Origin of the sequence: Brachybacterium sp. p3-SID957 (assembly GCF_025144775.1) — a bacterium.
GTDB lineage: Bacteria > Actinomycetota > Actinomycetes > Actinomycetales > Dermabacteraceae > Brachybacterium > Brachybacterium epidermidis.
On record NZ_JALXKT010000005.1, the window covers coordinates 35,602 to 62,346 of the forward strand.

Below are 26,745 nucleotides of genomic sequence, written 5' to 3' on the forward strand. Positions count from 1 at the left end.
GGTCGTAGAGAGACAGGCAGGTCGTCGTTGTCCTGCAGCGCCAGCCTATGTGGCCTGCATCATCGCGGCGATTGCTTTCGTCCCGGGCCGTCTCACGTCGTGGCGCGCGACCGGGCATGCACATCCCGTGACCACGGCCATGGGACGCGGCCCGACACCGGACCGTACGGTGGAGGGCGGGTGACCTCGAGCGATATCGGTGCCGCAATAGTGTGCAGGGAACGTTCCCTGCCGATCCGTCGGCTGCTGCGTGCCCTGCAGATCATGTCCGTGCTGTGCATGCTGACCTCGGCGGTGCACAACTATGGCCTTGCTCTGCACGGCGGCGGGGACTGGGCTGCGTACCGTTGGGACACCGGCGATCTGCACGCTGTGCAGGCAGTCGTCGTTTCCCTGCTCGAGGCCCGGGACCGCACGGCCCTGACGCTGAGCCCCTACAGGGCGCTCAACCCCCCGGCAGCACCCGATGGGAGCTCGCCACCACGCTGACGGTCACCGTCATGTCCGATGGCACCGAGGCCTCGAGCTGCTCGGCGTCGACGTGGCGGGCACTGGGCGTCATCCGCACCAGATCACGGGCGGAAGCTGTCGAGAGGTCCACGGGGTAGCGCAGCTCCTCGGTGCGCTCCGTGCTGAACAGGGGATCCAGCACCCGGTGCAGGCGCTGCTCCTTGTGCGGGTCCAGGGAGACCATCCCGGGGACCACCTCACGCAGCTCGGCGAGGTGGTCCGGTGCGGGCCGCACCACCACCAAGACGCCCCCGGGCATCAGCACCCGTGCGAACTCGGTCGGGTTGCGAGGGGCGAACACGTCCAGCAGCACCTCCACGCAGGTGTCCCGCAGCGGGAACGGGGCGAACACGTCCCAGCTGGCCGCGGCGGCACGCTCATGGGCGCGGGCCGCGAACCGCAGGGCTCGGGTGGAGGTGTCCAGCCCCAGCCCTCGGGCCGAGGACAGGCGCTCCAGCACCCCGGCCAGGTAGTAGCCCGTGCCGCAGCCCACGTCCAGCACCGTGGGAGAACCACCCTCGGCACTGCGCGCCTCCGCATGGCCGACCACCAGCTCGGTGATCAGGTCGCGGATCGGTGCGTAGACGCCGCTGTCGAGGAACCTGTCCCGGGCCCGCGCCATCTCGTCGTCGTCCCCGCTGGTCGCTGCGGTGCCGGTGAGCAGGGAGGCATAGCCTGCCCGCGCCACGTCGAAGGTGTGCCGCGCCGGGCAGCGCAGGGAGCCGTCGACCGGGGCCAGCTGCTCCCCGCAGCGGGGGCAGCGCAGCAGGTCCAGCACCGCGGTCAGGGCGGAGGGCAGGGCGCGGACACCGGGGGGAGCAGGCATCGCTCCAGCGTACGCCCGGCTACGCCTGCTCCCACAGCTTTCGGTCGTGGCTGTTGATGATCTGCACTGCGGGGTCTCTGCGGGCCAGGGCACCCAGCCTGCGCTGGGTGCTGCGCAGGGCGGGCTCGTCGTGCGCCAGCAGCCCCTGCCGCACGCGCACATCGAGACGGCTCGAGCCCTCCCGCAGGGAGAGGGCCGAGTGGAAGGCGTCCCCGGCATGCAGCAGCCAGCCGCTGCCGGTGGGGATCGCCACCCCGGCATGACCGGCGGTGTGCCCGGGCATCGGCACCAGCAGCATCCCGGGCGCCACCGCCGACAGGTCCACGCATCCCTCGAAGCCCTTCCAGCGCACGGCTCCGGGCCGGTGCGGTGTGATCCGCGGACCGTGCGCCCACTGGGAGGGGCGGTACCGCTGGGCCTCCAGCAGCCCGCGCGGATGCCGGATGGCGCGATGCTCGGCCGCGAGCAGATGGACCTGGGCATGCGGTAGGTCCACGAGGCCACCGGCATGGTCGAGGTCGCCGTGGGTGAGCACCACATCGGAGACCGCAGCGGGGTCCAGTCCCAGGGCGCGGGTCCGCGCAACAGCGGTCTCCTCCGGGCGCAGGGCCGGCCGCAGCAGGTGCCGCACCGGGCCCAGGCGGCCCGGTGCCCGCACGTCCGCGCTGCCGAACCCGGTGTCCACCAGCACCAGGTGCCGCCCCACCTCGAGCAGCAGCACATGGCACACCATCGACTCTCCCGGCGGGGTGAGGGTGCCGCAGTTCAGGTGGTGGATGCGCATGCCCCCACCATGGCACGGGCCGCCTCGGTGCTCACCGTTCGCCGAGTCTCAGCCGCCGACGTACTCGCGCAAGTGCTTACCGGTCAGCGTCGAGGCATCGGCCACCAGCTGGGCGGGGGTGCCCTCGAACACGATGCGGCCGCCCTCGGCCCCGGCGCCGGGGCCCAGGTCGATGATCCAGTCGGCGTGGGCCATCACGGCCTGGTGGTGCTCGATCACGATGACCGTCTTGCCGGAGTCCACCAGGCGGTCCAGCAGGCCCAGCAGCGCCTCCACATCAGCCAGGTGCAGTCCGGTGGTGGGCTCGTCGAGCACGTACACCCCGCCCTTGTCGCCCATGTGGGTGGCGAGCTTCAGGCGCTGCCGCTCACCTCCGGAGAGGGTGGTCAGGGGCTGTCCGATGGTCAGGTAGCTCAGGCCCACGTGCCGGAGCCGGAGACCCCGGTGAACACCGTCAGGCAACGCTTCGGCAGGTCCACGCAGATGTCCTGCAGATTGTTCTCCCGCGCGCCGCGCACGCGGATCAGGTCATGGGAGTCAGCGGGGTGGCCTGTGGGGGACGAGCAGACGGAGGGGCAGCGCTGTTCTGCGGGGAGGGTCACGCGCTCACTGTACGGCGCGCCCGCGCAGCACGCCCTGCCCGCGTAGCCTGGGTGGGTGAGCACCGACGCGCAGCACTTCGACATCGCCCTGATCGGCTCCGGCTCTGCGAACTCCTTCCCGGGGCCGGAGTTCGCAGGCCGCAGCATCGTCCAGATCGACCGCGGGGTGGGCCCCCAGCACGTGTTCGGCGGTACCTGCCTGAACCTGGGCTGCATCCCCACCAAGATGCTGGTGCACACCGCGGACCTCGCCCATGCCCCCGCGGAATCAGCGCGCTTCGGCGTCACCGCAGCCCTGCGGCACGTGGACTGGCCCGCCGTCCGTGATCGCATCTTCGGCCGCCTGGACGCGATCAGCTCCGGCGGCCAGCAGTACCGCGACTCCCACCCGGATAACGACAACCTCACCCTGCTGCGCGGGACCGCCGCCTTCACGGGCGCACACTCCCTGACCGCCACCCTCCAGGACGGCACCGAGCAGGAGATCACTGCTGACACCATCGTGATCGGTGCCGGCTCGCGCCCCTCCTTCCCCCCGGTCGACGGGATCCAGGACGCCCGTCCCCACACCTCCGACACCATCATGCGGATCGAGCAGCTGCCGGCCTCCCTGGCGATCCTCGGATCCGGTGTGGTGGCGGTGGAGATGGCGCACATCTTCGCCTCCCTCGGGGTGGAGGTCTCCCTGATCGCGCGCACCGACCGTGTACTGCGGCAGACCGATGCGGAGGTCTCCGAGCGACTCACCCGGGTGCTGGGGGAGCGGCTGCATCTGATCACCGGTATGTCGACCACCTCTGTCGAGCGCGTGGCAGACGGGGTGGTGCTGCGCGGACTGCGCGACGGCGAGGAGCACGAGGTGCGAGCCGAGGAGCTGCTGGTCGCCACCGGTCGCATGCCCAATTCGGATCTGCTGAGGGTGGACCGTGCCGGCATCGACACCCATCCCGACGGCCGCATCGCGGTGGACGCCCACCAGCGGGTGCTCTCCGGCGGCGAGGTGCTCGAGGGGGTGTGGGCGCTCGGCGACGTCTCCAGCGAGCACCAGCTCAAGCACGTGGCCAACTTCGAGCAGAAGATCGTGCGGCACAACGTGCTGCATCCGGAGGACCTGCGCCGCTCGGACACGATGCCCATCCCCAGCGGGGTGTTCACCGATCCGCAGGTGGCCTGGGTGGGGATGGACGAGTCAACGGCCCGGGAGCGGGCCGAGGCGAGCGGGCGCAGCATCCGCGTGGCCCACCAGGGCTACGCCGGCATCGCCTACGGCTGGGCGCTGGAGGACACTGACGGCTTCGCCAAGATCATCGTGGACGAGGCCACCACCGAGATCCTGGGTGCGCACATCATCGGAGCGGAGGCCACCACGCTCATCCAGCTGGTGATCCAGGCGATGAGCACCGGGCAGACGGCCCGGGACATCGCCGCCACGCAGTACTGGATCCATCCAGCCATGCCGGAGCTGATCGAGAACGCCCTGCTGCAGGTCATCGACTGAGAGCCAGCGGCTCTCAGCCCTCCTCGCCGGCGCCCGGCAGGCAGGACTGCAGCGGGTCCTGTTCGATCTCGGGGTTCTCCGTGGTGGGCTCCTCGGTGGGCTCCGCACCGTCGGTGGACTCCTGCGAGGTGGGGTCCTCCGTGGGCTCCTCGGTGGGGCTCTCCTCCGGGCTCTCCTCGCCCGTCCCGTCGGTGCCCTCCTCGGAGGGCGCCTCGCCGGTGGGGGCCGGATCGGTGGAGCCGGCCTCCGTCTCGCCCTTGACCGACTCGGGCTGGGACTGCTTCATCGAGTCCTCGATCGATGCCTGGGCCCAGGCCTTCAGGTAGTCCCAGTCGGGGTCGCCGCTGGGGGTGACGTCCTGGGTGATCGGGTACGAGGTGAAGCCGGCCTCCTTGATCCGCAGGGCGAGCTCCACGAACGCGTCGAGGTCCCGCACCGGGATGTCGGTGGCGATGTTCTTCTCGGTGGCGGTGACCAGGCGCGGCACCGACATGGCGACGGTGGCCGGATCGGCCTCCTCCGCCACCGCGCGCACGATGCGCTGCTGTCGGCACATTCGGTTGAAGTCGTCCGAGCCCTCACGCGACCGGGCGTACCACAGGGCGTGGTAGCCGTCGAGCTTCTGGTCACCGGGCTCGATGTAGCCGTCGATGGGGCCGCTGCCGCCGCCGATGGGGATGCGCCGCTCCACCACGAGGTCCACCCCGCCGATGGCGTCCACCAGGTCCTCGAAACCCTGCAGGTTCACCATCGCGTAGTAGTCCATCTCCAGGCCCAGGGTCTCCTCCACGGCCCAGGTGGTGGCGGTCAGGCCCGGCTCGGGATCCCCGGGGAACAGGTCCGGGCGGTCCTCCGCCCACCTCCACACGGCGTTGATCAGGTCCTGGTTGCGACCGAAGTAGCGGAAGCCGTCGGGGAACACCTCGGCGGCAGGGGTGTCCTCGGGGAAGCGCACGTGCTCGAGGTTGCGGGGGATGGAGAACAGGGCGGTGTGGCCGGACTCGGTGTCCACCGAGGCCACCATGATCGTGTCGGGGCGGGTGCCGGTGCGGTCATCGCCGGCGTCCTGGCCCAGCAGCAGGATGTTGATCCGGCCCACGCCGGCCCACGGGTCCTTGCCCTTCTGGATGCGCCCGGAGCCGTTGCCCTGGCCGAACACTGTGTCCGAGCCCAGCAGACCCTGGGCCGCCCACAGCGACTGCACGCCACGGCCGAAGGGCAGGGCCACGGCCACCACCATGAGGGCGGCGATCGCGAAGGCGAGGTACCGCTTGGCGCCCTGGAGGCGCTGCCGGGAGGTGTGCGCCAGGTTCGCCACCACGATCTGGATCGCCCAGACCAGGCCGACCAGGGCGACGGCGATCATCAGCCCCACCAGGACGGTGCGGTCCGTCAGGAGCATCAGCCCGGAGCGCGTGGGATCGCCCAGCAGCAGCCAGGCGCCGACGGCGAGGGCGCCGACGGCCATGATGCCCAGCAGCACCCATCCGATGCGGCGCAGGCTGGTGGTGAGCAGGCCGCTGCCGGGGGCCACGGAGGTCAGCACCGTCCAGAACGCCACCGTCGGCAGGGATCCCTCGGGGCGCTCGGCCGCGCGGGCACCGTGTCGGCCCGACGACGACGGGGACTGCGGGGAGCTCGGTGGGCGTGAGGCGCGGGAGCCGTCGCGGTCCCGGGGCGGCCGTGCCGCTGTCGATGCGTGGGCTGCGGGGGACGCGTCACCAGCAAAGGACGCCTCGGCAACGGGGGAGGACCAGGCGTCGTGGTCCTCGGTCTCCCGTGCGGCCCGGTCGGATGATGCCGGGCTCTCGGCGAGCGGGCGAGCGGCGCGACGGCCATGGCGCGGCGCCTCCGATCCGGGCACGGGTGTCGGAGCAGGGGTGGGCGTCGTCGGCCCCGGCCGGGCCGCTTCCGCAGCGGTGCCCGACGGGGGAGCGGGATCCGGCGCGGCAGCGGGGTCCGGTGAGGCAGCGGGATCCGGCGCAGCAACGGGGTCCGGTGAGGCGTTCGCGGTGCTCGGCGTGCCCACCCAGGCCTTGCGGGTGGAGCCGAATGCTGCCTCGCGATTGGCCCGCGCCGCATCGGGGGACAGCGGGGAGGGCGAGGAGCGCCGTCCGGGAGCCTGGTGCTTTCCGCCCCGACGACGCCTGCGCCACGAGCTCGAGGACGGGTCCGTCATGCGCCCCATCCTAGATTCATGGCCGCAATGCACGTGCCACCGGCATGTGAGGGCATGGTGGAGGTCCCGCATCCGCACCGTCCCGGGCCTCGCCGCCTATCCTGAGCCGCATGCGCCTGCTCCATGACCCCTCCACTGACCTCACCTACGACGACTGCTTCTTCCTGCCGTCCCGCTCGGCGGTGACCTCGCGCTTCGACGTCGACCTCTCCAGCGACGACGGCAGCGGCACCACCATCCCGCTGATCGCCGCCAACATGACCGCGGTCTCGGGGCGCCGCATGGCCGAGGTGATGGCGCGGCGCGGCGGACTGGCGGTGCTGCCTCAGGACCTCTCCCCGGATCGCATCGACTCGATCGTCCGCTCGGTGAAGGCACGGGACCTGCTGGTGGATCATCCGCTGACCCTGGGGCCCGACGGCACCCTCGGGCAGGCCGATGCCCTGCTGCCCAAGCGGCCCCACGGCCTCGTGGTGGTGGTCGACGACGAGCGCAGACCCCTCGGCGTCATCTCCGCCCAGGAGACCCAGGGCCGTGACACCTTCGGCGCCGTCGGTGGGGTGGTCAGCACCGACGTGCTCACCCTGGGCCCCGGGGACCTCGCCATGGAGCCCGCCCAGCTGCACTCCCGCATCGCCGCGACGCACCACGACGCCGCGCTGGTGGTCGAGGCCGATGGCACGCTGCGCGGTGTCCTCACCGCCACCGGTGTGCTGCGCTCGACGATCTACACCCCCGCCACCGACGCGCAGGACCGCCTGCGCACCGCGGTCGCCGTCGGGATCAACGCCGACGTCCCCACCCGCGTGCAGGATCTGCTGGACGCCGACGTGGACGTGATCGTCCTGGACACCGCCCACGGTCACCAGGACCGCATGATCGAGGCCCTGCGCGCCGCCCGCTCCGTGCTCGGCGACCGGGCCGACACCCCCGTGAGGCTGGTGGCCGGCAACGTGGTCACCGCGGAGGGGACCCGGGAGCTGATCGAGGCCGGGGCCGACATCGTCAAGGTCGGCGTGGGCCCCGGTGCCATGTGCACCACCCGCATGATGACCGGTGTGGGCCGCCCTCAGTTCTCCGCCGTCCTCGAGTGCGCCGCCCAGGCCCGGGAACTGGGCGCTCGGATCTGGGCCGACGGCGGTGTGCGCCATCCCCGCGACGTCGCGCTCGCGCTCGCCGCCGGTGCCTCCAACGTGATGATCGGCTCCTGGTTCGCCGGCACCTACGAGTCGCCCGGGCAGATGCGTGCCGACGAGCGTGGGCGCCGGTACAAGGAGAACTTCGGGATGGCCTCCAAGCGTGCCGTCTCGAACCGCACCGCGAAGGAGGACGCCTTCGCGCGTGCCCGCAAGTCCCTGTTCGAAGAGGGCATCTCGACCTCCCGCATGTATCTCGAGGACGGCGCCGGCGGGGTCGAGGACCTGTTGGACACCATCACCGCCGGTGTGCGCTCCTCCTGCACCTACGCGGGGGCGCTGAGCCTGGCGGAGTTCCGCGAGCGTGCCGTGATCGGGCTGCAGAGCGCAGCCGGGTACGCGGAGGGCCGTCCGGTGGCCACGTCGTGGAGCTGAGCGACTAGGCTCGTGGCCATGACGACTCTCGTGATCGGTGGTGCCGGGTACATCGGATCGCACGTTGTGCGACTGCTTCTGAAGAGGGGGGAGCACGTGATCGTGGTGGACGACCTGTCCACCGGGTTCCGCGAGCGCACCGAGGGCGCCGAACTGGTGGAGCTGGACGTCACCAGTCCTGACGCGGTGGACAAGCTGGCCTTCCAGCTGCGGGCCTGCGGTGCCGACTCGGTCATCCACTTCGCCGCGCACAAGCAGGTGGGCGAGTCGGTGCAGAAGCCGGAGATGTACTGGCACGACAACATCGGGGGGCTCGCGAACGTGCTGGCCGCCTGCGCCAGCGCTGAGGTGCGCGACGTGGTGTTCTCCTCCTCGGCCGCCGTGTACGGGATGCCGGACGTGGACCTGGTGACCGAGGACCTGCAGCCCCAGCCCATCAACCCGTACGGCGCCACCAAGTACGTGGGGGAATGGATGCTCGCGGACGCCGAGCGGGCCCACGGCATGCGCACCGTGGCGCTGCGCTACTTCAACGTGGCCGGCGCCGGCTGGCCGGACCTGGCCGACACGCTGGTGATGAACCTGGTGCCCATCATCCTGGACGCGGTCGAGGCCGGGCGGGACCCGATCGTGTTCGGCGACGACTACGACACCCCGGACGGCACCTGCATCCGCGACTACGTGCACGTGCTGGATCTGGCTGACGCCCACATCGCCGCCCTGGACTACCTGCGCGGCGAGGATCGCCCGCACCGCGTGTTCAACGTGGGCACCGGGACCGGCTCCAGCGTGCTCGAGGTGATCGAAGCCGTGGGCCGCGCCCTCGGCACCGAGCTCACCCCGACGATGGGCGAGCGCCGCCCGGGCGACCCTGCCCGCCTGATCTGCTCCACCGAGCGGATCGAGCAGACGCTGGGCTGGTCCTCCAGCAAGGACCTCGACGACATCGTGCGCTCCGCCGTGGAGGCCCGTCAGGGGCGCTGACCCCGCAGTCCCCACAGCCCCGCGATCAGGTCAGATAGCGGTAGATCGGATCGGTGGGATCCACCCGCTCGATCTCCATGTTGGAGGCCGCCATCCTGGCCATCAGCGGCTCGAGATCCTCCGCCCGCCCGATCTCCAGGCCCACGAGTGCAGGGCCCTCCTCGCGATTGTTGCGCTTGATGTAGTCGAACAGGACGATGTCGTCGTCCGGGCCCAGCACCTGGTCCAGGAAGCGTCGCAGCGCCCCGGGCTCCTGCCGGAAGGTCACCAGGAAGTAGTGCTTGAGGCCCTCGTGGACCATCGAGCGCTCCAGGATCTCGTTGTAGCGTGACACGTCGTTGTTGCCGCCGGAGACCACCACCAGCACATCGGCGTCGGCACGGACCGCGCCCGTGGCCACGGCGGTGGCCGCCAGCGCCCCCGCGGGCTCGGTGATGATGCCGTCCACCTGGTACAGGGCGAGCATCTCGGTGCACACCGCGCCCTCCTCCACGGCCAGCAGCTCCGGATCGATCGCCTGCACCATCGCCAGGGGGCCCGCGCCCACGCGGCGCACCGCGGCTCCGTCCACGAAGCGGTCCATCTCGTGCAGCGTCACCGGGCGTCCCGCGCGCACAGCAGCGGCCATCGAGACGGCACCGGCGGGCTCCACGCCCACGATCCGCACCGAGGGGGTGCGCTCGCGCAGCCAGGCCCCGCAGCCGGCCAGCAGCCCACCGCCGCCCACCGGCAGCACCACGGTGGAGGCCTCCCGGCCGTGCTCGCTGCGGAGCTGCTCGATCGCCTCACGGGCGACCGTCCCCTGCCCGGCCATCACCACCGGATGATCGAAGGGCGGCACCAGGGTGGCGCCGGTGCGCTCGGCGTCATCGGCCGCTGCTTCCGCGGCGTCGTCGAAGGTGTCGCCCACCAGCACGAGCTCCACCCACTCCCCGCCCAGCGCGACGATGCGGTCGCGCTTCTGGCGCGGTGTGGTGCCGGGCACGTAGATGCGCCCGTGGATCTCCTGGACCGCGCAGGCCTGCGCCACGCCCTGGGCGTGATTGCCGGCGCTCGCGGCGACCACACCCGCCTCCCGCTCCTGGGGGGTGAGCGAGTCGAGGAACAGGTGGGCACCGCGCAGCTTGTAGGAGCGCACGGACTGCAGGTCCTCGCGCTTGAGCCATACCGGCACCCCGGCGATGTCGCTGAGTCGCTGGCTCAAGTGCACGGGCGTGCGTCGCAGCACCGACTCCAGCCGCTCAGCTGCCTCCTCCACCTCGTCGGCGCTCAGGGGCAGTACGGGATCGACGGTCGTCATCAGGTCTCCTGCAACGTCAGCTGTCCTGCGGAATCACGAGCGCCGTGGCGATCGCCGCGATGCCCTCGCCCCGACCCGTCAGGCCCAGGCCGTCGGTGGTGGTGCCAGCCACCGAGACGGGCGCACCGGCGGCCTCGCTCATGCGCGCACAGGCCTCCTCGCGGCGGCGTGAGAGCCTTGGCCGGTTGCCCACCACCTGCACCGAGATGTTCCCGATCTCGAACCCTGCCTCGCGCACCAGGCGCGCGGCCTCGGCCAGCAGCGCGGCACCGGAGGCGCCGGCCCACTCGGGACGGCCGGTGCCGAAGTGCGTTCCCAGATCACCGATGCCCGCGGCCGCGAAGAGCGCGTCGCAGGCCGCATGGCAGGCGACGTCGGCATCGGAGTGGCCCTCCAGGCCGCGCTCGCCCTCCCAGCGCAGGCCCGCGATCCACAGCTCGCGGTCACTGCCCTCCGGCGCGACGGCATGCACGTCCACCCCGGTGCCGACGCGGGGAAGGGCGGTCATGCCGGATCTCCGGGACGGCCCGGATCGGTCCCGTCCGTCGCTGCGGTATCGATCCGGTCCAGCAGCGTGTCGATGTCCTGGTACGTCTGCTCCGGGCGGGTACCCAGCAGCAGCGGCATCCCGGACACGCGAGGAATGCCGAGCGCGTCGGGCAGGTCCACGGTGGAGACCACCAGATCAGCGGTGAAGTCGGGCGAGAGCAGGTCCATCACGGTGGCCTGGACGACTCGGAGGTGCGCACCGCGCGGGGCCACGTGCTCGCGAACGCGTTTCGCGAGCAGGGCGGAGGTGGCGATCCCCGCGCCGCACACGATGGCGATGGTGAGCATGGCGGACTCCTGAAGGGAAGAGTGGGAAGAGCGGGCATCGGGGACGGGCGAGGCGGAACCACGATTCTGACATGCTTCGGGTGCGGCGACTACGATGCGGGGGTGACCCATCCGCGCCGACTCCGCTCACCGCGCCTGCGCGGGAAGGCCGCTGGCATCGTCCTGGCCGGGGGGTCCGGCACCCGGGTGGGTGCCGGGATCAACAAGGCGTTCCTGCCGCTGTCCGGGCGCAGCATCGCCAGCTGGGGGATCAACACTCTGGCCTCCGTGGAGGGCGTGGGGACGCTGGTGTTCGTGGTGCGACCCGAGGATCGCGAGCACGCCCGCTTCGTCGCCGAGCGCGAGACCGCCCACCACCTCGAGATCATCATTGGCGGTGACACCCGGCAGGAGTCGGAGCTGATGGCGCTGCGGCACCTGGCCGACCGCATCGACTCCGGTGCGGTGGACACGGTGCTGATCCACGACGCCGCCCGGCCCCTGGTCTCGCACGGTCTCGCTGCGGCCGTGCTCCACGCAGCCCGGGAGCACGGGGGAGCGGTGCCCGGCATACCGGCCGCCGATGTCGCCCCCGTGGGCGGCACCGCCCACCTGGCGACGGGGGCCTTCGACCCCTCCCGCCTGGTGCGGGTGCAGACGCCCCAGGGATTCCGGGCCGCCACCATCCTGGACGCCTACGAGGCGGCCGCGCGCGACGGCTTCGTGGGGACCGACACCGCCTCGTGCGCCGAGGAGTACACGGACATCCCCGTGAGCTGGGTGCGCGGCGAGGAGACCAACTTCAAGATCACCTACGCCCAGGACCTGCTCCTGGCCCAGGACGTCGTGGCCGCGCTAGGTTTGAGGACGGGGTGAGGAGGAGAGGATGGCTGTCCAGGAGAGCTACCTGCGCTGCACCGCCTGCGAGCAGGAGTCGGAGCACCAGGTCGTCTACGCCGGTCGTTTCGTCTCCGAGATCCAGTGCGCCGGCTGCGGTGCCGTCACCCGTCTCGACGTCAGCGAGGACTACCTGCCGGATCTGCGCCAGCGGATCTCCAGCAAGCCCGGTCGGCTGGCGCGCCGCCTGCGCAGCGACCCGGGCGAGCTCGCCGCCAGCCTCCCCGTGCGCACCCTGTCCAAGCCAGTGAGGATGCTCCAGGAGTTCCGCGCCGTGTGGCGCAGCCGCAGCTGAGCAGATCCAGCGCGGCTGCGAAGGACAGCTCCTGCCGAGCGACCTGGCTGTCGATGCGCGCGTCAGCCGCGACGGGACAGTCCGTGGCGGTGGGAGGTGTCCCGCGCCAGGCCCAGGGCGATCTGTGCCTGCCACAGCCCCAAGCGGTCCACCACCGCGAAGCCGGCGTGGGAGCCGGGCACGGTGCGCACGCGAGCCCCGCGGGCGAGGACGGCGAGGATCTCGTCCTGGTCATCGTCGACGGCTGATCGCACGGCGTTCTCGAGCACGGTGCGACGCAGCAGCCGTGGACTCTGCAGCCCGGCCAGCGTGGAGCGGTCCACGTTGCGCAGACCGTCGTGGGTGACGAGCTTGACCGAATCGGTCATGGGGATCACCGGCACCACCGCATCGACGTCGTCGCCGGCAGCCGCGAGCACCTCGGAGATGACCGATGCGGGGGTGAGGGCGCGTTCGGCGTCGAGGATCAGCACGGAGGTGCCGTCGAGCTCCGCCAGGGCCGCGATGATCGCCTGTGCCCGGCCGCCCTGGCTCGCGCGCACCTCCGCCTCGCGGCCAAGCGCGCGGCGCATCCGAGGCACAGCGGCCTCCGTGGTCACCACCAGCGGGGCGGGCAGCCCGACCTCGGAGAGAGTGGCGAGGAGCCGCCCGACCAGGCAGGTCCCCCCGAGCTCGGCCAGCGCCGGGACATCACCGGGGCGCCCTTCCGAGGCAGCCGGGGCCAGGGCGAGCACGAGCGGGCGCGGGAACGCGCCGGCAGTCCCCGCGAAGGGGATCGGGCTGATGTCCGTCCCAGGCGCGTTCAGGACGCGAGGACCTCGTCCAGGATCGACTCCGCGTTGTCCTCGTCAGTCTTCTCGGCAAGGGCGAGCTCGGAGACCAGGATCTGGCGGGCCTTGGCGAGCATGCGCTTCTCACCGGCGGAGAGCCCGCGGTCCTGATCGCGACGCCACAGGTCGCGGACAACCTCGGCGACCTTCTTCACGTCACCGGAGGCGAGCTTCTCGACGTTCGCCTTGTAACGGCGGGACCAGTTGGTGGGCTCCTCCGTGTAGGGCTGGCGGAGCACCTCGAAGACCTCGGCGAGGCCCTCCTTGTCCACCACGTCGCGCACGCCGACCAGGTCGACGTTGTCCGCAGGGACCTCGATGGTCAGATCGCCCTGGGCGACCTTCAGCTTCAGGTAGGTGCGGTCCTCGCCCTTGATAGTGCGGGTCTTCACCTCTTCGATGAGCGCCGCTCCGTGGTGCGGGTAGACGACGGTCTCGCCGACGACAAAGTTCATGTGGCTGGTCCCCTTTCCGCAGTACAGTCTATCAGGGTGAGGTCGTGCTACACTGCGCCGCCCTCCCGTCTGCTGCGGGGTTGCACGATGCCGCCGGACGCGCGTCCTGACGGGTGTCAGGTGCGGTACCCTGGCAGGGCCCTCCCCGAGGAACCGAACAGGAGCTCCACGTGCGTCGTCCCCGTCTCGCACTCACCGCTGCCGCGGTGGGTCTGGCCTTCGCCGCCTCCGGCTGCAGCTACATCAACCCTGTGCAGACCCACAACTTCTACCAGGCGGCGGACGGCACCAACGCGAACCTCGAGGAAGCCGGCCAGCTGATGGTCGGCGTGCGCAACGCCATCGTGGTCGTGCAGGACGACGGCTCCGCGGTGCTGATCGGCGCTGTCGCCAACTACACCACTGAGGAGGTCACGGTCGAGCTCGAAGGGCTCTCCGAGGGCACCGTGGTGTTCGCCGGTCGGGTCGCCGTGCCCGCCGAGTCCACCGTGAACCTCGGTGTGGGTGAGGACGCCCAGCAGATCCAGATCGGTCAGATCGATGTCCCCGCCGGGGCCGCCATGGATCTGTCGATCACCGCCAACGGGCAGTCCACCGAGATCACGTTGCCGGTGACGGACACCACGCTCGAGTACTACGAGGACGCCGTCCAGGGCGGCTCCGGCGAGGGTGCTAGCGACGGCGGGGGTTCCAGCCAGGACGAGGGCACCACCGGCGCCTGATGCGCGCCCGGTGCGTCGGTCGACGCCCCCTCGCCGTTGCCCGTCGTATGAGCGGCGCGGTGCCGCACCCGTCCGCTCCCTGAGCCCTGCCCCGTCAGTGGGCGGCGGATTCGAACTTGTACCCCAGCCCGCGCACCGTCACCAGGTGCACCGGGTTCTTGGGGTCGTCCTCGATCTTGGCGCGCAGGCGCTTGACGTGCACGTCGAGCGTCTTGGTGTCGCCCACGTAGTTGGCGCCCCACACCCGATCGATCAGCTGTCCGCGGGTGAGCACCCGGTCCACGTTGCGCAGCAGCATCTCCAGCAGCTCGAACTCCTTCAGTGGCAGCGCCACCTCCTGGCCGCGCACCTGGACCACGTGGCGCTCGACGTCCATCATGATGTGCCCGGCATGGAGGGTGGTGTCGTCCTGGGCATCGGCCGAGTCCTGGCCCCGACGCAGCACCGCCTTGATCCGGGCCAGCAGCTCGCGTGAGGAGTACGGCTTGGTCACGTAGTCATCGGCACCCAGCTCTAGCCCCAGCACCTTGTCGAACTCGTCGTCCTTGGCGGTCAGCATGATGACCGGGACGCTCGAGGTGCGGCGGATCTCCCGGCACACGTCGGTGCCGCTCATCCCCGGCAGCATCAGGTCAAGCAGCACCAGGTCGGCACCGTGGGCGGAGAAGATGCGCAGCCCGTCCGTGCCGTTGTCGGCCACGGCGACCTCGTAGCCCTCCTTGCGCAGCGAGTACGACAACGGGTCCGAGAAGGACTCCTCGTCCTCGACGATCAGGATTCTGGTCATCTCAACCTCCTACTCACGGACCCTCGTCCACGTCCACGGTACGCGATGCGGCACCGCCGACGGTGACGGCGCCGGTGCTCCCCATCTCGGGGATGCGCAGGGTGAACGTGGACCCCTGGCCCGCCATCGACCAGGCGGTGACCTCACCCCCGTGATCGGTGGCGATGTGCTTGACGATCGCGAGCCCCAGCCCGGACCCCCCGGTGTCCCGTGACCGTGCGCGATCCACCCGGAAGAACCTCTCGAACACCCGCTCCAGGTTCTCCTTGGAGATCCCGATCCCCTGGTCCTTCACCGACAGCTCCACCATCCCGCCGTCCCGACGCACGGACACCCCGATCCGGGTGTCCGCGTCGGAGTAGGTGATCGCGTTGGAGATCAGGTTGGACACGGCGGTGGTGAGCATCGAGGCGGAGCCGAACACCCGCAGCCCGGTGGTGCCGCCGACGGCCACGGTGATCCGGGAGCCCAGCGCGAAGTTGTGGTTCAGCGCCACGGCCTCCTCGATGATCTCGTCGATCTCCACCGGCTCCGCATCGGGGAGGGCGGAGGTGCCCTGCACGCGGGACAGCTCGATGATCTCCTGCACCAGGTGGGAGAGGCGGCGGGACTCGGTCTGCATGCGCTCGGCGAAGCGGCGCACCGCGTCCGGATCCTCGGCGGCGTCCTCCATGGTCTCCGCCAGCAGGGTGATCGCGCCGACCGGGGTCTTCAGCTCATGGGACACGTTGGCCACGAAGTCGCGGCGGGTCTCCTCCACCCGCACCGCGCGGGTCAGATCGTCCGCCAGCAGCAGCACTCCGTTCTCACCCAGCGCCCCGATCCGCACGTCGATCACGGCGTCGGAGTCGCCCTGGCTGGAACGACGCAGGGTGAGCCGTTCGTCGCGGTAGCCGCCGTTGCGGCCCACATCGGCCGCCAGCTCCATCAGCTCGGAGTTCGCCAGCCGCGGGTAGTCCCCACCCGTGGCGCGCACGATCCCGTACGAGTAGGCCAGGGGGGAGGCACGCAGCACGTCCCCGCTGGAGTCCAGCACCACGTAGGCGGAGGAGAGGATCGCGAGCACCTCCGCGGCCGGCTCGGGCACCACCGGCTCCGGGGCGCCGACCGGGCCGCGACCGCGCCGCTCCGAACGCGCCAGTGCCAGTGCCGCCGCACAGCCGATCACCAGGCCGATGGAACCGGCCAGGAGCAGGATGATCGTCGAGGGCACCAGACAAGACTAGGACGTGCCCCGGGTAGGATCGGACACCAGACCGGTGAAGGGCGGCACGGTGCCGAGGAGTTCACCTCGGTTCTTCCCTCCGTTCACCGAGGCGCAACAGCTGTTAACCCGCTGTCGCCACACTCGAGAGCTGACGACCCCTGCGACGAAAGAAGAGTGCGGACCATGCGCGAGGCCTATCAGAGCGACCTTCGGCATCTCGTCGACGACCTGGTCGACATGGCATCGATGGTCGAGAGCGCCCTGTCGGACGCCACCGACGCCCTGCTGGACGGCGACCTCGCCCTGGCGGAGAGGGTGGTGGCCGCGGACCCCCACATCGACGAGCGCCAGCTCGATCTCGATGCGAAGTCCGTCGAGCTGCTGGCGCGGCAGTCCCCGGTGGCCACCGATCTGCGACTGCTGGTGGCATCCCTGCGCATGAGCTCCTCCCTGGAGCGGATGGGCGACCTGTGCGCCCACGTGGCCCTGGTGGCGCGGCGCAGCCACCCGGAGCTGGCCGTGCCCGAGCAGCACCGCGAGCAGATCCGCCGCATGTCCGACCTCGCGCTGGCCGCGCTGCGCGACGCGGCCCAGGTGATCTCCGATCGCGACCTGGCGCTGGCCGCGCAGGTGGAGAAGAACGACGACGAGCTCGACGAGCTGCAGCAGGAGATCGCACGGGAGATCGGGAAGGGCGAGGGCTACACGAACACCCAGATCGTCGACCTCACCCTGCTGATCCGCTTCTACGAGCGCCTCGGCGACCATGCCGTCTCGCTGGTGCGCCGCGTGGGCTTCCTGGTCACCGGGGATGCCGTGGACACCCTCGGCCAGGCCACGGACGTCACGGAGTTCTGAGCGCGAACGCATGAAGCAGGGCCCCGGTGATCCGGGGCCCTGCTTCATGCATTCGTCGTGGCTCGGCTGCCTCAGCCGCGGTTGGGGCGGGGACGGCGCCGGGTGAGGCGGTCGGCGCCCTTCTTGGTGCCGTTCTGCGCGGCCGCGCGCAGCCCCTGCAGCAGGACACCGGAGACGATCGTCCACAGGATCGCCTTCCACCACGGGACGTCCTCGGCCGGATCGCGGATCTCTGCGATCTCCGCCTTGGACAGGCCGTCCTTCTTGGCCTGCTTGCGGCGCTTCTTGGTCTCCTTCGCGGAGTCCTTGGTGTACTGCTCGCTGGGCGGATCCTCACCGAAGACCGCACCCCAGCCTGCTGAGGCCAAGCGGCGGCCGATCATGGCGGCGGCGATTCCGGAGCCGGTCACGGCGAGCTTCACGAGCGGGTTGGCCACGGTGTCCTCCAGTGGGTGAGGCGGGTGCGGACGGGGGATCGGCGGGGCGGGGGTGCCGCCGGCGGCGGGACCGGTCAGTACTTCCCGGCGTTCTCAGCGTAGTAGGTGCCCATGTCGTCCTCGCGCAGGGCCTGTCGGAGCTTGTCCATCTCCCCCTCCTCGGTGGCCACCACGCTGGCGCCGCCGCTGGTGGTGTAGGGGCCGCCGTGGGGGACGGACAGGAAGTACAGGTCATCGCTGCGGATCGAGCGCATCGACAGCCCCAGCTCGACCATCGCCGAGGCGGTCAGCCCCTCGTCGGTGGTGAGATACGGGGAGATGGTGCCCACGGTGTCCTTCAGCTTCAGCGGATCGCTCAGGGTGTCCGCGCTGATCAGCTTGTCGGCGATCCCCATCAGCACCGCCTGCTGGTTGCGGTTGCGCTGGAAGTCGCCGTCGGCGAACTGCTTGCGCTGGCGCACGAAGGTGAGGGCCTGCTCGCCGTTCATGTGCTGAGTGCCCTCGGTGAACTGGTGGCCGTCAGCCTCGAAGCTCTGCGGGACCTGCACCTCGATCCCACCCAGGGAGTCCACCAGACCCTCGATGCCGTCGAAGTCGATCAGGGCGACGTGCTCGATCGGCACGCCTGTGTAGTTCTCCACCGTGGAGACCGCCAGCGGCACCCCTCCGAAGGCGAGCGCCGCGTTGATGCGGTCCTTGCCGTGACCGGGGATGTCCACGTAGAGATCGCGGGGGAAGGAGGTCACGTAGACCTCCTGGTTGTCATCGCTGATGTGCACCAGCATCATCACGTCGGAGCGCTGGCCGGTCACGCCGGAGGCAGCGGCCTCCTCCTCGGACCTCTTGTCGGAGCCCAGCAGCAGGAAGTTGCGGCCCGTGCCCTCGGCCTGCTCGGGGCGCTCGCCGTCGGACGCGCCGCGGGTGATGGACACGGTGCTGCGCTTCTCGTACTGGTTGCGGACGGAGAGCAGGTAGCCGCCCACCACCACGCCGGCAGCCAGTACCAGGGCGGTGATCACTCCCAGTCCGATCAGCGCCATGCGGCGCGAGGAGCGCCTGCCGGGCTCGGGCTGGTCGCCGTCCTCCCAGTCGGAGGGGAGGCGGACCTCGTCGGAGGGGTTCATCCGTGCTCGTCCTCCTGATGACGGGGAAGCCGGGTGTAGGCGAGATCCCATACTAGACGCCCCGCCGCCTGTGCCTTGGACTCGAAGCTGGTGAGCACCCTGCCCTCGAAGCGGGGAGCCCAGCCGGTCTCGGGCAGGTCCCCGGGCACCTCATCACTGGTGGTGCCCTCGGGGCGGGGGCCATCGGGGTGCAGGGAGGCGAAGCGGGGATCCGCTCCCATCACGTGGTGCATATGGGCGGCGTAGTGCGCCCAGTCCGTGGCCAGGCGCACCGTGGCGCCTTCCGTCAGCAGCGGAGCCATGGCGTCGAGGAACGGGGGGCTGATCAGGCGTCGCTTGTGGTGCTTGGACTTGTGCCAGGGATCGGGGAAGAACACCCACAGCTCGGAGACGGAGTGCTCGGGAAGCAGCTGGGGGAGGCTGCGCTGGGCGTCCAGCGGCAGCAGGCGCACGTTGCGCGGTGACCCCGCCCGCTCGATCCGATCCAGGGTCTGGGCCAGGCCCGGTACGTAGACCTCCACCGCCAGGTGGTCGCGCTGCGGAGCGGCGGCGGCTGCCGCTGCGATGTTCTCGCCCTGGCCGCTGCCCACCTCGACCACCAGCTCGGCGCTGCGCCCGAACGCCTCAGCGAGGTCCAGTCGTGCGCCGTCGGCCGGGACCGTGTCGCGATCGCCGCGGGGGAGGTCCAGGACGTAGGCGTCGGACAGGCGGTCCCAGGCGTCCTGGCGGCTGCGCGTGAGGCGGGCGCCGCGGCGCACGAAGGAGACCACTTCGCGCTGTCGGCGGTGCGGGCCGGAACGGGGGCTCATGGGATCGGTGTCCGTGGGGCGCGCGGTTCAGGCGGTGCGCCGCACGTGGCCGTCCTCGACCACGACCGGGACCTCGGGCAGATGGATCGTGGCCGGGCCCACCAGCACCTCACCGGTGGTGGCATCGAAGCGGGAGCCGTGGCAGGGGCAGTCCAGCTCCTCGCCCATCTCCCGCAGGGCGCAGCCGTTGTGGGTGCAGTACCCCGAGTAGCCGGTGACCTCGTCCCCGGAGCCCCGGACGAGCAGCACGAAGGGGTGATCGCCGCCGAAGTTCACCAGGGTGCCGGTGTTCTCGGGCAGGTCCTCCAGAGGTATCGAGCCGCCCTCCGCGCGCACCGGCGCGCCGTTGCCGAAACCCTCGTCCTCCGGGGCGCAGCCGGCGACTGCGCTCACCCCCGCAGCGGAGACGGGCAGCATCAGGGCACGACGACGGGAGAGGCAGGGACGATCCATCCATCCAGGATAGACACTCCGGCGGGAGCTCAGACGTCCTCGGCACTCGTGAGTCGGGGATCCCACGTCAGCAGCCCCCGGGAGCGCCACCCGCGGGCGGAGACCGCGTCGAGGGCTTCGCGACGGCGGGCGGGGGAGAGCCGATCGATGTACAGCGAGCCCTCCAGGTGGTCCACCTCGTGCTGCAGTGCCCGGGCCAGCACCCCGCCCTCGTCCTCGACCACCACCGGCGCGCCCTCCAGGTCGATGCCGTGCACCCGCGCGCCACGGTGGCGTGCGGTGGGGTAGCCCTCGCCGGGCACCGAGAGGCAGCCCTCGATGGTCTCCTCGTCGAGTTCGAGCCCTCCGAAGCGCACCAGGCGAGGGTTGATCACGACGCCGCGGCGCAGGGTGTCGGAGGCATCCGGACACGAGTACACGAACAACCGCCAGCGCGATCCCACCTGGGGCGCGGCCAGGCCGGCGCCGTCGGCCGCGTCATTGGTCTCGAACATGTCGGCCACCAGCTCGCGGATGTCCTCGGTGATCTCGCGCACCTTGCGGGTGCGCTGCTCGAGGGCGCGATGGCCGATGATCGTGATGGGGCGCACGCTCATGCGTCGTTCTCTCCTTCGGGTCGGGGGGAGGCGGGGGAGCGGCCCGGGGGGCGCACCGCGAGCGGGCTCCCGGACTCGACGATCCAGGCGCTGCGTCGACGGCGCAGCGGCTGTCCGGTGCGCGCCGAGTCGGCTACCGCCCGCCCGATCTCCTCGGCGGCGACGGCATCGGCAGCGAGGTAGTCGAGGCTGTGGGTGGCATGGGGGTCGAGCTCGATGGCGTGCCAGGCCTCGAGCCCGGCCGCGATCTGCCGGGCGCGCAGGAACTCCGCGTCCAGGGAGGCGCCGGCCACGATCACGATGTTCCCCACCCACAGCATCAGCAGGATCGCGATCAGGCCGTTCAGGGCGGTCAGCACCTCGGTGAAGCGCGTGGCGTACACCATCAGCTGCCCCACGGTCAGCGCCGACCCGAACAGCACCAGGACCGTCAGCGTCGAGCCCAGGGTGATGAGTCGGTACCGCGGCAGGCGCACGTTGGGGAACAGGTAGTAGGCCATCGACACCCCGATGATCAGGATGAACAGCAGGATCGGCCACTTCACGAGGTTCCAGCTGTCGAAGGCGATCTGGGGGATGCCGATCAGTTCCCCCAGTCTCTGGGAGGCCTCACCGCCGACCACCACCATCCCGATCGACAGCAGCACCACCGCGATCAGCAGCACGGTCTCGCCGAGGACGATGGTGCGGAACCACAGAAACGGCCGCCCCTCGCGGGTGTCGTAGACGCGGTGCATCGCACGGTGGAAGGCCGCCACCCCATTGGAGGCGGAGATCAGTGCCCCCAGGGTGCCCAGGGCAAGGCCCCAGGCTCCGCCGTCGGTGTCGGCGACCGCCAGGATCGCCCCTGTGAACGGGCGGGGGTCCAGGGTCGGGAAGATCTCGTTGAGCAGTGTGGAGACAGTGCGGATGGTCTGGGCCTCCACTCCGATCATCGAGACCAGGGACACCATCGCCACCGCGCCCGGGAACACCGACAGCACGGTGTAGAAGGTCATGGTGCCGGCCACGTCCCACACCTGGATGTCCAGCAGGCGCATCCGCACCCGGTGCAGCACGTACAGCACACTCAGGCGGGGCCGCTCGTACTCGACGACAGGTCTGCGCTGCTGTCGACGTGACTCGCTCACCGCCGTTCTCCTTCACTGCGCCCCCGGGGCCTTCCGCCGTGACGGCTGGGCGTCATCGGCGTCTCCTCGGGGTGGGTGTCCTTCCGTGCCCGTTCCTGGGTCAGACGGACTCGATGATGTCGTCAGGATCCGTGTAGACGGGATACTCCCACGGGTCATCGGGATCCTTCGGCACGAACGAGGTCACGATGGAGCCGTCGGCGCGCTCGTCACCCAGCCCCACCGGGGAGGACAGCACCGAATCGTCCAGGATCGGCCCCTGGTCCGCCAGCTCCACGGCTGCCCCGCCCTCGGTGATCCTCACCGTCTCGCCGCGCACCGTCACCTCGAGCTCCTCCCCCTCCTCCAGCGTAAACGCGATCTGCTTGCGGGTGATGCGGACCCGGAACAGCGAGCCGCGCACCGTCAGCGGGAACGACAGCTCGGGCCAGGACTCCGGCAGCCGCGGGTCGAAGGACAGCTGGCCGTTCTCCTGCCGCATGCCGCCGAAGCCGTGCACCAGGGCGTTCCACACCCCGCCCGCGGAGGCGATGTGCACGCCGTCGGAGGTGTTGCCGTGCAGGTCGCTCAGGTCCACGAAGAGGCCGGCGCGGAAGTAGTCCAGGGCGGCCTTCTGGTGCCCCACCTCGGCGGCCATGATCGACTGCACCACGGCCGAGAGCGAGGAGTCGCCGGTGGTGATCGGGTCGTAGTACTCGAAGTCCGCGCGCTTCTCCTCTGCGGTGAACTCCGCCCCGCGCAGGAACAGGGCCAGCACCACATCGGCCTGCTTGAGCACCTGGAAGCGGTAGATCACCAGCGGGTGGTAGTGCAGCAGCAGCGGGAAGAACTCCTGCGGGGTGCTGGAGAGGTCCCACACCTCCCGCTCCAGGAAGCGGTCCTCCTGCAGGTGGATGCCGAGCGCCTCGTCCTTGGCGATGTGCATGCCGTCGGCGCACGCCTCCCACTGCTCCAGCTCCAGCATGTCCAGCTCGAGCTCGGAGACCAGTGCCTCCAGGCCGCCCGGGTCCGCATCGCGCAGCTCGCGCACCGCCCGGGCTGCGCGGCGCAGGTTGTATCGGGCCATCACGTTGGTGAACATGTTGTTGTTCACCACGGTGGTGTACTCGTCCGGCCCGGTCACCCCGTGGATGTGGAAGCTGGAGTCGCCCTCCGCCGTGACGCGCCAGAAGCCGAGATCGGACCACATGCGGGCTGTCTCCACCAGCACCCGCACCCCGTCGCGATGCTGGAAGTCCATGTCGCCGGTGATGTCGGTGTACAGGGAGAACGCATAGGCGACGTCGGCGTTGATGTGGTACTGGGCGGTGCCGGCCGCGTAGTACGCGGAGGCCTCGTCGCCGTTGATGGTGCGCCAGGGGAACATCGCACCGCGCTGGTTCAGCTCGCGTGCCCGCTCCCGGGCCTTGGGCAGCAGGTTCGATCGGAACCGCAGCGCGTTGCGGGCCCAGGAGGGGGAGGTGAAGATCAGGAACGGGACCACGTAGATCTCGGTGTCCCAGAAGTAGTGGCCCTCGTACCCGGAGCCGGTCACTCCCTTGGCGGGGATCCCCCACTGGTCCGAGCGGGCCGAGGCCTGTGCCAGCTGGAACAGGCACCAGCGGGTGGCCTGCTGCTCCACCGGCTGGCCCGGCAGCTGCACGTCCGATCTGCGCCAGAAGTCCTCCAGGTAGGCGCGCTGGTCCGCGTACTGCGGGGCGAAGCCCTCGGAGCGGATGCGGTCCAGGGTCCGACGGCAGCGGTCGAACAGCTCGCGGTGGGGGACCGAGCGGGAGGAGTGGTAGGTGACGGCCTTGCGCACCGTGATCGACTGGCCCTCCTCCAGGTTCGCCCGGAACACGGCTCGGCCCAGATCGGGCATGGTGTCGATCAGCCGCTCCACCTCGGCCTCGGACTCCACCTCGTGGTCCGCGCCGACGGCCAGGGTCATCCCGGAGGCCGCGACCCGGTAGCCCAGCAGCATCCGGCGCTCGCTGTGCCAGTCCTGCTGCGGCTCGAGCACCCGATGGGTGAATGCCGTGGTCTGCCGCGGGTCGTGCTTGTCGGTGACCGGGCCGGTGCCGTGGCCGAACTCGTCGGTGGCGTCCTGCCGGTTGACGATCTGGGAGGAGATCGCCACCGGCGCGGAGCCGTCCAGCATCGTCACCTCCATCGTCATCAGCGCGAGATGGCGCTGCTCGAAGGAGACCATGCGGCTGGAGCGCACCCGCACGTGCTTGCCGGCGGGCGTGCGCCACACCAGGTCGCGCCACAGCACGCCCTCGCGGAAGTCGATCCACCGCTCGTACTCCACCAGGTCCGCGATCGACAGCAGCAGCGGCTCGTCGTCCACGTACAGCTTGATGGGCGAGGAGTCGGGCACCGAGATCATGGTCTGGCCCACCTTGGCGAAGCCGTAGGCGGATTCGGCGTGGTTGATGCGCCACGTCTCGTGGAAGCCGTTGAGGAAGGTGCCGTGGGAGCCCACGTCACGACCCTCCTCCGGAGTGCCGCGCATGCCCATGAAGCCGTTCGCGGTGGCGAAGAGGGTCTCCAGCAGCCCGAGATCCGCGCCCGGCCGGCTCTCGACCAGCCGCCATTCGTCCAGCGGCAGGTGGGCACGATCGACGGGATCGTGGGGGACCGAGCGCAGGCGGTTCATGCCAGCTCCTCCAGGTCCTGCACCACGACGGTGGCACCGGCACCGGCGAGGGTGTCCACGCCCACGCCGCGGTCCACTCCGATCACGGCACCGAAGTCACCGGCTGCCCCGGCCCGCACGCCGGAGACGGCATCCTCGTAGACCACCGACGCGGTGGTGGGCACCCCGAGCAGCGCGGCGGCATGCTGGAACGTGTCCGGGGACGGCTTGCCGGGCAGGCCCTCTGCGGCAGCCACGTTCCCGTCGACCACGAACTCGAAGCGGTCCCGCAGGCCGGCACCGCGCAGCACCTCCTCCGCGTTGCGGGAGGAGGAGACGATCGCCAGGCGGGAGCCGGCAGGCAGTGCGTCGAGGTAGCGGACGGTGCCCGGGTAGGGGGTCACGCCCTCCGTGCGGATCAGGGTGAGGACCAGGTCGTTCTTGCGGTTCCCCAGGCCCCGTACGGTCTCGGAGCCGGCGGTCTGGTCGCCGGGATCGGAGTCCTGACCCTCGGGCAGCTCGATGCCGCGGGAGGTCAGGAAGGTGCGCACGCCGTCGTACCGGGGGCGGCCGTCCACGTGCGCGAAGTAGTCGGCATCGGTGTAGGGCTCGCTGATCCCGCGCGCGGCGAGGAAATCGCCGAACATCTGCGCCCAGGCGCGCATGTGCACCTCGGCGGTGGGGGTGATCACACCGTCCAGGTCGAAGAGGTGGGCGGTGAAGTCGGCAGGCCGGAATGTCTTGTCGTCGCTCACGGCCGCCACTCTACGGGGCTCGGGTCCTTCATCCCGGATGCACGCTCCGAACCCGGCTGTGTGCTCCGAACGCGGCTGTACGCTCCGAACCCTGGTGCACGCTCGTACCCGCGCCCGGCACCGATGCCGGAGCGGCTCTCCGAGCGTGGCGTCGAAGGGCCGGGTCCGTTACGCTCAAGGCGTCCGCTCCCGCGCGCGTGCGCCGGTGCGGAGCAGTACGGCCCTTCCGAGGAGAAGATGACTGACACGGAGCCGCTGCCGTTCGTGGAGGCGGTGCGCCGCAGCCTCGAGATCGAGGAGCGGGGCGCGCATGTTCGCACTGCACTGACCCTCACCTGCAACCTTGCGCTCGCCCCTGCCCAGCTGTGGCCGCTGCTGGTGGACCGCTCCGAGCTGGCCCACTGGTACGGGCAGCTCAACGGGTCGCTGTCCGAAGGCGGTCGCTACCGCCTGGCCGATGGCACCCAGGGGCAGGTGCTCGAGCTCGTCGAGCCCCACAAGCTCTCTCTGACCTGCGAGAAGGATGGCGAGGCCGATCCTCTGCAGATCCGCCTGGACCCGGAGGACGACGGCACCACCAGCCTTCGCCTGACCCACACCACCCTGATCGACCGCGAGGACTTCGATCGCTACGGGCCCGGTGCGGCCGCCATCCACTGGGAGATCGCAGTGATGGCCCTGGCCTCTCGCACCGGCGGCTGGAGCACCTGCGGTGACTGCGTGCCGATGCCCACCCCGCAGTGGCTGGAGGGTTCTGACGGTGCCGCGCACCTGCAGGCGTGGTCGGTGCGGTGGGCCGCGGAGGCGCTCGCGGCCGGGGTCGACGAGGCATCGGCGCGCCGCGGCGAGCTGGCGACCTCCCGCGCCTGCCAGGAGGATCCCCCGGCCATGGCAGGCATGACGCCGGAGGGCTGAGCCCCCCTGGGGCCGCAGTTCAGGCGGTGACGGTGAGGATGCGCGGCTCCCTGCCCTCTGCGAGGGCCTGATCCACCAGCGCACGCGCCAGATCCTCCCGGGGCAGCGTCCGATCGCCCTGCTCCAGTGCGGATCCCACCACCTGCTCCCGGGTGCCCAGCAGGTCCGTGGTGCGGCCTGCGCGCAGCACGGTCCAGTCCAGTCCGCTGCCCGCCAGCAGTCGTTCCAGGCGACGCAGATCCTGCAGCCCACCGTGGTGCAGGCGCCGCCGCAGTGGGCCCCACAGGCGTGACGAGTCGGACAGCTCCGTGCTGGAGACCCCGACCAGGCGCTGGGCGCCGACGGCCCGCATGGCCCGCACGGCGGCGATCGCCGCATCGGTGGCCAGCATCGTCGCATAGTGCACCAGCTGCGGGGTGAGTGCCAGGACCACGCCGTCCGCGCCGCGCACGGCGGGTTCCAGTTCCTCCTGGCTGCCGCTCTCGGCGCGCAGCACCTCCAGTTCGGGCGAGAGGCGGGGCACCCGACGCGGCAGCGGTGCGGTGGCACGCACGCGCAGGCCCCGCACCAGGGCCTCGCGCACCACGGCCTCGCCCAAGGGGTCGTCGGCTCCGATCACGGTGAGGGTCTGCTGTGCCATCGGGCCAATGTATCCGTCTGCTGGGCGGTGTGCGCTGCCCGCCCGCAGGCCACCACGGGGCGGCCGCGGGTGACCACGGGGCGACCGCTGGGTGGCCATGGGGAGATCTGCCGGTACTGCCGTCCAACAGAGGTGCCGACGTTTT

The 26,745-nt window shown here is 70.9% G+C and carries 29 protein-coding genes and 1 pseudogene; 9 read left to right on the forward strand and 21 right to left on the reverse strand.

Annotated features, from left to right (window positions below):
- Nucleotides 1-180 precede the first annotated feature (180 nt).
- Nucleotides 181-489 (forward strand): hypothetical protein, encoded by a 309-nt coding sequence (locus tag M3B01_RS01865; protein ID WP_259789160.1) that lies wholly within the window; start codon nucleotides 181-183, stop codon nucleotides 487-489.
- Here M3B01_RS01865 and M3B01_RS01870 read toward each other — a convergent pair.
- The 4 genes and pseudogenes from M3B01_RS01870 to M3B01_RS01885 all read right to left on the reverse strand — a co-directional run bounded on the left by M3B01_RS01870 (nucleotide 446) and on the right by M3B01_RS01885 (nucleotide 2,722).
- Entirely contained in the window at nucleotides 446-1,336 is an 891-nt protein-coding gene (locus M3B01_RS01870) for a putative RNA methyltransferase (RefSeq protein ID WP_259789161.1), read from the reverse strand. The genes M3B01_RS01865 and M3B01_RS01870 overlap by 44 nt on opposite strands.
- A gap of 19 nt (nucleotides 1,337-1,355) precedes the next feature.
- Nucleotides 1,356-2,120 carry an MBL fold metallo-hydrolase gene (locus M3B01_RS01875; RefSeq protein ID WP_259789162.1) on the reverse strand — a complete coding sequence of 255 codons (765 nt, stop codon included), beginning with the start codon at nucleotides 2,118-2,120 and terminating at the stop codon, nucleotides 1,356-1,358.
- 48 nt (nucleotides 2,121-2,168) lie between these two features.
- A pseudogene (locus M3B01_RS01880) lies at nucleotides 2,169-2,561 on the reverse strand (ATP-binding cassette domain-containing protein); the annotation flags it as partial.
- Nucleotides 2,534-2,722, reverse strand: a complete 189-nt coding sequence (locus tag M3B01_RS01885) for a hypothetical protein (protein WP_259789163.1) — start codon at nucleotides 2,720-2,722, stop codon at nucleotides 2,534-2,536. The gene M3B01_RS01885 and the pseudogene M3B01_RS01880, both read right to left, overlap by 28 nt.
- A gap of 55 nt (nucleotides 2,723-2,777) precedes the next feature.
- Between M3B01_RS01885 and M3B01_RS01890 the strand changes: the two genes are divergently transcribed.
- On the forward strand, nucleotides 2,778-4,220 hold the full coding sequence (locus M3B01_RS01890) for a mycothione reductase (RefSeq protein WP_259789164.1): 1,443 nt from the start codon (nucleotides 2,778-2,780) through the stop codon (nucleotides 4,218-4,220).
- A gap of 13 nt (nucleotides 4,221-4,233) precedes the next feature.
- Here M3B01_RS01890 and M3B01_RS01895 read toward each other — a convergent pair whose 3' ends face one another.
- Complete coding sequence (locus M3B01_RS01895) at nucleotides 4,234-6,399, reverse strand: LCP family protein (RefSeq protein WP_259789165.1); 2,166 nt, start codon at nucleotides 6,397-6,399, stop codon at nucleotides 4,234-4,236.
- A 110-nt stretch (nucleotides 6,400-6,509) separates the two neighbouring features.
- Here M3B01_RS01895 and M3B01_RS01900 point away from each other — a divergent pair, with 110 nt between their 5' ends.
- Both M3B01_RS01900 and galE read left to right on the forward strand, forming a co-directional pair.
- Nucleotides 6,510-7,970: a GuaB1 family IMP dehydrogenase-related protein gene (locus tag M3B01_RS01900; protein ID WP_193865481.1), complete on the forward strand. Its 1,461-nt coding sequence runs from the start codon at nucleotides 6,510-6,512 to the stop codon at nucleotides 7,968-7,970.
- An 18-nt stretch (nucleotides 7,971-7,988) separates the two neighbouring features.
- Nucleotides 7,989-8,954, forward strand: coding sequence for a UDP-glucose 4-epimerase GalE (galE, locus tag M3B01_RS01905; RefSeq protein WP_193865480.1), 966 nt, complete (start codon nucleotides 7,989-7,991; stop codon nucleotides 8,952-8,954).
- A gap of 25 nt (nucleotides 8,955-8,979) precedes the next feature.
- Here galE and ilvA read toward each other — a convergent pair whose 3' ends face one another.
- The 3 genes from ilvA to M3B01_RS01920 are packed head-to-tail and all read right to left on the reverse strand — an operon-like array spanning nucleotide 8,980 to nucleotide 11,091.
- The gene (gene ilvA, locus M3B01_RS01910) at nucleotides 8,980-10,254 is read right to left on the reverse strand and encodes a threonine ammonia-lyase IlvA (protein WP_259789166.1); all 1,275 of its coding nucleotides are present in this window, start codon (nucleotides 10,252-10,254) and stop codon (nucleotides 8,980-8,982) included.
- 16 nt (nucleotides 10,255-10,270) lie between these two features.
- A complete protein-coding gene (gene ispF / locus M3B01_RS01915; protein WP_193865478.1) occupies nucleotides 10,271-10,762 on the reverse strand; it encodes a 2-C-methyl-D-erythritol 2,4-cyclodiphosphate synthase in 492 nt (163 codons plus the stop codon).
- On the reverse strand, nucleotides 10,759-11,091 hold the full coding sequence (locus M3B01_RS01920) for a PTS sugar transporter subunit IIB (protein WP_259789167.1): 333 nt from the start codon (nucleotides 11,089-11,091) through the stop codon (nucleotides 10,759-10,761). Before M3B01_RS01920 ends, ispF begins: the two co-directional genes overlap by 4 nt.
- 102 nt (nucleotides 11,092-11,193) lie before the next feature.
- On the opposite strand from M3B01_RS01920, the gene M3B01_RS01925 reads away from it, so the two are divergent.
- A complete protein-coding gene (locus M3B01_RS01925) occupies nucleotides 11,194-11,946 on the forward strand; it encodes a 2-C-methyl-D-erythritol 4-phosphate cytidylyltransferase (protein WP_193865476.1) in 753 nt (250 codons plus the stop codon).
- Between the two features lie 10 nt (nucleotides 11,947-11,956).
- Nucleotides 11,957-12,262, forward strand: coding sequence for a hypothetical protein (locus tag M3B01_RS01930; RefSeq protein ID WP_193865475.1), 306 nt, complete (start codon nucleotides 11,957-11,959; stop codon nucleotides 12,260-12,262).
- A gap of 62 nt (nucleotides 12,263-12,324) precedes the next feature.
- On the opposite strand, the gene M3B01_RS01935 is transcribed toward M3B01_RS01930, so the two are convergent.
- On the reverse strand, nucleotides 12,325-12,996 hold the full coding sequence (locus tag M3B01_RS01935) for a 2-C-methyl-D-erythritol 4-phosphate cytidylyltransferase (protein ID WP_259789168.1): 672 nt from the start codon (nucleotides 12,994-12,996) through the stop codon (nucleotides 12,325-12,327).
- A 68-nt stretch (nucleotides 12,997-13,064) separates the two neighbouring features.
- Entirely contained in the window at nucleotides 13,065-13,547 is a 483-nt protein-coding gene (locus M3B01_RS01940; RefSeq protein ID WP_193865473.1) for a CarD family transcriptional regulator, read from the reverse strand.
- A gap of 170 nt (nucleotides 13,548-13,717) precedes the next feature.
- Between M3B01_RS01940 and M3B01_RS01945 the strand changes: the two genes are divergently transcribed.
- Entirely contained in the window at nucleotides 13,718-14,269 is a 552-nt protein-coding gene (locus M3B01_RS01945; protein WP_259789169.1) for a hypothetical protein, read from the forward strand.
- Nucleotides 14,270-14,363: 94 nt separating this feature from the next.
- Here M3B01_RS01945 and M3B01_RS01950 read toward each other — a convergent pair whose 3' ends face one another.
- The gene (locus M3B01_RS01950) at nucleotides 14,364-15,056 is read right to left on the reverse strand and encodes a response regulator transcription factor (protein WP_259789170.1); all 693 of its coding nucleotides are present in this window, start codon (nucleotides 15,054-15,056) and stop codon (nucleotides 14,364-14,366) included.
- Between the two features lie 13 nt (nucleotides 15,057-15,069).
- A complete protein-coding gene (locus M3B01_RS01955) occupies nucleotides 15,070-16,269 on the reverse strand; it encodes a cell wall metabolism sensor histidine kinase WalK (RefSeq protein WP_193865470.1) in 1,200 nt (399 codons plus the stop codon).
- 177 nt (nucleotides 16,270-16,446) lie between these two features.
- Here M3B01_RS01955 and phoU point away from each other — a divergent pair, with 177 nt between their 5' ends.
- Nucleotides 16,447-17,121, forward strand: a complete 675-nt coding sequence (gene phoU / locus M3B01_RS01960) for a phosphate signaling complex protein PhoU (RefSeq protein ID WP_259789171.1) — start codon at nucleotides 16,447-16,449, stop codon at nucleotides 17,119-17,121.
- Nucleotides 17,122-17,192: 71 nt separating this feature from the next.
- Here phoU and M3B01_RS01965 read toward each other — a convergent pair whose 3' ends face one another.
- From M3B01_RS01965 to M3B01_RS02000, 8 genes are all read right to left on the reverse strand, one after another.
- The gene (locus tag M3B01_RS01965; RefSeq protein ID WP_259789172.1) at nucleotides 17,193-17,558 is read right to left on the reverse strand and encodes a DUF4235 domain-containing protein; all 366 of its coding nucleotides are present in this window, start codon (nucleotides 17,556-17,558) and stop codon (nucleotides 17,193-17,195) included.
- A 74-nt stretch (nucleotides 17,559-17,632) separates the two neighbouring features.
- Nucleotides 17,633-18,682 (reverse strand): LCP family protein, encoded by a 1,050-nt coding sequence (locus M3B01_RS01970; protein ID WP_193865467.1) that lies wholly within the window; start codon nucleotides 18,680-18,682, stop codon nucleotides 17,633-17,635.
- Complete coding sequence (trmB, locus tag M3B01_RS01975; protein WP_259789173.1) at nucleotides 18,679-19,491, reverse strand: tRNA (guanosine(46)-N7)-methyltransferase TrmB; 813 nt, start codon at nucleotides 19,489-19,491, stop codon at nucleotides 18,679-18,681. Before trmB ends, M3B01_RS01970 begins: the two co-directional genes overlap by 4 nt.
- A gap of 27 nt (nucleotides 19,492-19,518) precedes the next feature.
- Nucleotides 19,519-19,944 (reverse strand): Rieske (2Fe-2S) protein, encoded by a 426-nt coding sequence (locus tag M3B01_RS01980; protein WP_193865465.1) that lies wholly within the window; start codon nucleotides 19,942-19,944, stop codon nucleotides 19,519-19,521.
- Nucleotides 19,945-19,973: 29 nt separating this feature from the next.
- Entirely contained in the window at nucleotides 19,974-20,540 is a 567-nt protein-coding gene (gene def, locus M3B01_RS01985; protein ID WP_259789174.1) for a peptide deformylase, read from the reverse strand.
- The gene (locus M3B01_RS01990; RefSeq protein ID WP_259789175.1) at nucleotides 20,537-21,670 is read right to left on the reverse strand and encodes a YihY/virulence factor BrkB family protein; all 1,134 of its coding nucleotides are present in this window, start codon (nucleotides 21,668-21,670) and stop codon (nucleotides 20,537-20,539) included. Before M3B01_RS01990 ends, def begins: the two co-directional genes overlap by 4 nt.
- A gap of 100 nt (nucleotides 21,671-21,770) precedes the next feature.
- Complete coding sequence (locus tag M3B01_RS01995) at nucleotides 21,771-24,311, reverse strand: glycoside hydrolase family 65 protein (RefSeq protein WP_259789176.1); 2,541 nt, start codon at nucleotides 24,309-24,311, stop codon at nucleotides 21,771-21,773.
- Entirely contained in the window at nucleotides 24,308-25,045 is a 738-nt protein-coding gene (locus M3B01_RS02000; RefSeq protein WP_193865462.1) for an HAD family phosphatase, read from the reverse strand. Before M3B01_RS02000 ends, M3B01_RS01995 begins: the two co-directional genes overlap by 4 nt.
- A gap of 237 nt (nucleotides 25,046-25,282) precedes the next feature.
- Here M3B01_RS02000 and M3B01_RS02005 point away from each other — a divergent pair, with 237 nt between their 5' ends.
- Complete coding sequence (locus tag M3B01_RS02005) at nucleotides 25,283-25,960, forward strand: SRPBCC domain-containing protein (RefSeq protein ID WP_259789177.1); 678 nt, start codon at nucleotides 25,283-25,285, stop codon at nucleotides 25,958-25,960.
- A gap of 19 nt (nucleotides 25,961-25,979) precedes the next feature.
- On the opposite strand, the gene M3B01_RS02010 is transcribed toward M3B01_RS02005, so the two are convergent.
- Nucleotides 25,980-26,600 (reverse strand): NAD(P)-dependent oxidoreductase, encoded by a 621-nt coding sequence (locus M3B01_RS02010; protein WP_259789178.1) that lies wholly within the window; start codon nucleotides 26,598-26,600, stop codon nucleotides 25,980-25,982.
- Between the last annotated feature and the right edge of the window lie 145 nt (nucleotides 26,601-26,745).

Excerpts from the sequence above, each read along its gene's own strand:
- M3B01_RS01870 (WP_259789161.1), bottom strand. The coding sequence starts at position 1,336 with ATGCCTGCTCCCCCCGGTGTCCGCGCCCTGCCCTCCGCCCTGACCGCG.
- M3B01_RS02005 (WP_259789177.1), top strand. The coding sequence starts at position 25,283 with ATGACTGACACGGAGCCGCTGCCGTTCGTGGAGGCGGTGCGCCGCAGC.
- M3B01_RS01940 (WP_193865473.1), bottom strand. The coding sequence starts at position 13,547 with ATGAACTTTGTCGTCGGCGAGACCGTCGTCTACCCGCACCACGGAGCG.
- galE (WP_193865480.1), top strand. The coding sequence starts at position 7,989 with ATGACGACTCTCGTGATCGGTGGTGCCGGGTACATCGGATCGCACGTT.
- M3B01_RS01930 (WP_193865475.1), top strand. The coding sequence starts at position 11,957 with ATGGCTGTCCAGGAGAGCTACCTGCGCTGCACCGCCTGCGAGCAGGAG.
- trmB (WP_259789173.1), bottom strand. The coding sequence starts at position 19,491 with ATGAGCCCCCGTTCCGGCCCGCACCGCCGACAGCGCGAAGTGGTCTCC.
- M3B01_RS01995 (WP_259789176.1), bottom strand. The coding sequence starts at position 24,311 with ATGAACCGCCTGCGCTCGGTCCCCCACGATCCCGTCGATCGTGCCCAC.
- M3B01_RS01920 (WP_259789167.1), bottom strand. The coding sequence starts at position 11,091 with ATGCTCACCATCGCCATCGTGTGCGGCGCGGGGATCGCCACCTCCGCC.
- ispF (WP_193865478.1), bottom strand. The coding sequence starts at position 10,762 with ATGACCGCCCTTCCCCGCGTCGGCACCGGGGTGGACGTGCATGCCGTC.
- M3B01_RS01980 (WP_193865465.1), bottom strand. The coding sequence starts at position 19,944 with ATGGATCGTCCCTGCCTCTCCCGTCGTCGTGCCCTGATGCTGCCCGTC.
- phoU (WP_259789171.1), top strand. The coding sequence starts at position 16,447 with ATGCGCGAGGCCTATCAGAGCGACCTTCGGCATCTCGTCGACGACCTG.
- def (WP_259789174.1), bottom strand. The coding sequence starts at position 20,540 with ATGAGCGTGCGCCCCATCACGATCATCGGCCATCGCGCCCTCGAGCAG.
- M3B01_RS02010 (WP_259789178.1), bottom strand. The coding sequence starts at position 26,600 with ATGGCACAGCAGACCCTCACCGTGATCGGAGCCGACGACCCCTTGGGC.
- M3B01_RS01875 (WP_259789162.1), bottom strand. The coding sequence starts at position 2,120 with ATGCGCATCCACCACCTGAACTGCGGCACCCTCACCCCGCCGGGAGAG.
- M3B01_RS01895 (WP_259789165.1), bottom strand. The coding sequence starts at position 6,399 with ATGACGGACCCGTCCTCGAGCTCGTGGCGCAGGCGTCGTCGGGGCGGA.
- M3B01_RS01950 (WP_259789170.1), bottom strand. The coding sequence starts at position 15,056 with ATGACCAGAATCCTGATCGTCGAGGACGAGGAGTCCTTCTCGGACCCG.
- M3B01_RS01900 (WP_193865481.1), top strand. The coding sequence starts at position 6,510 with ATGCGCCTGCTCCATGACCCCTCCACTGACCTCACCTACGACGACTGC.
- M3B01_RS01970 (WP_193865467.1), bottom strand. The coding sequence starts at position 18,682 with ATGAACCCCTCCGACGAGGTCCGCCTCCCCTCCGACTGGGAGGACGGC.
- ilvA (WP_259789166.1), bottom strand. The coding sequence starts at position 10,254 with ATGACGACCGTCGATCCCGTACTGCCCCTGAGCGCCGACGAGGTGGAG.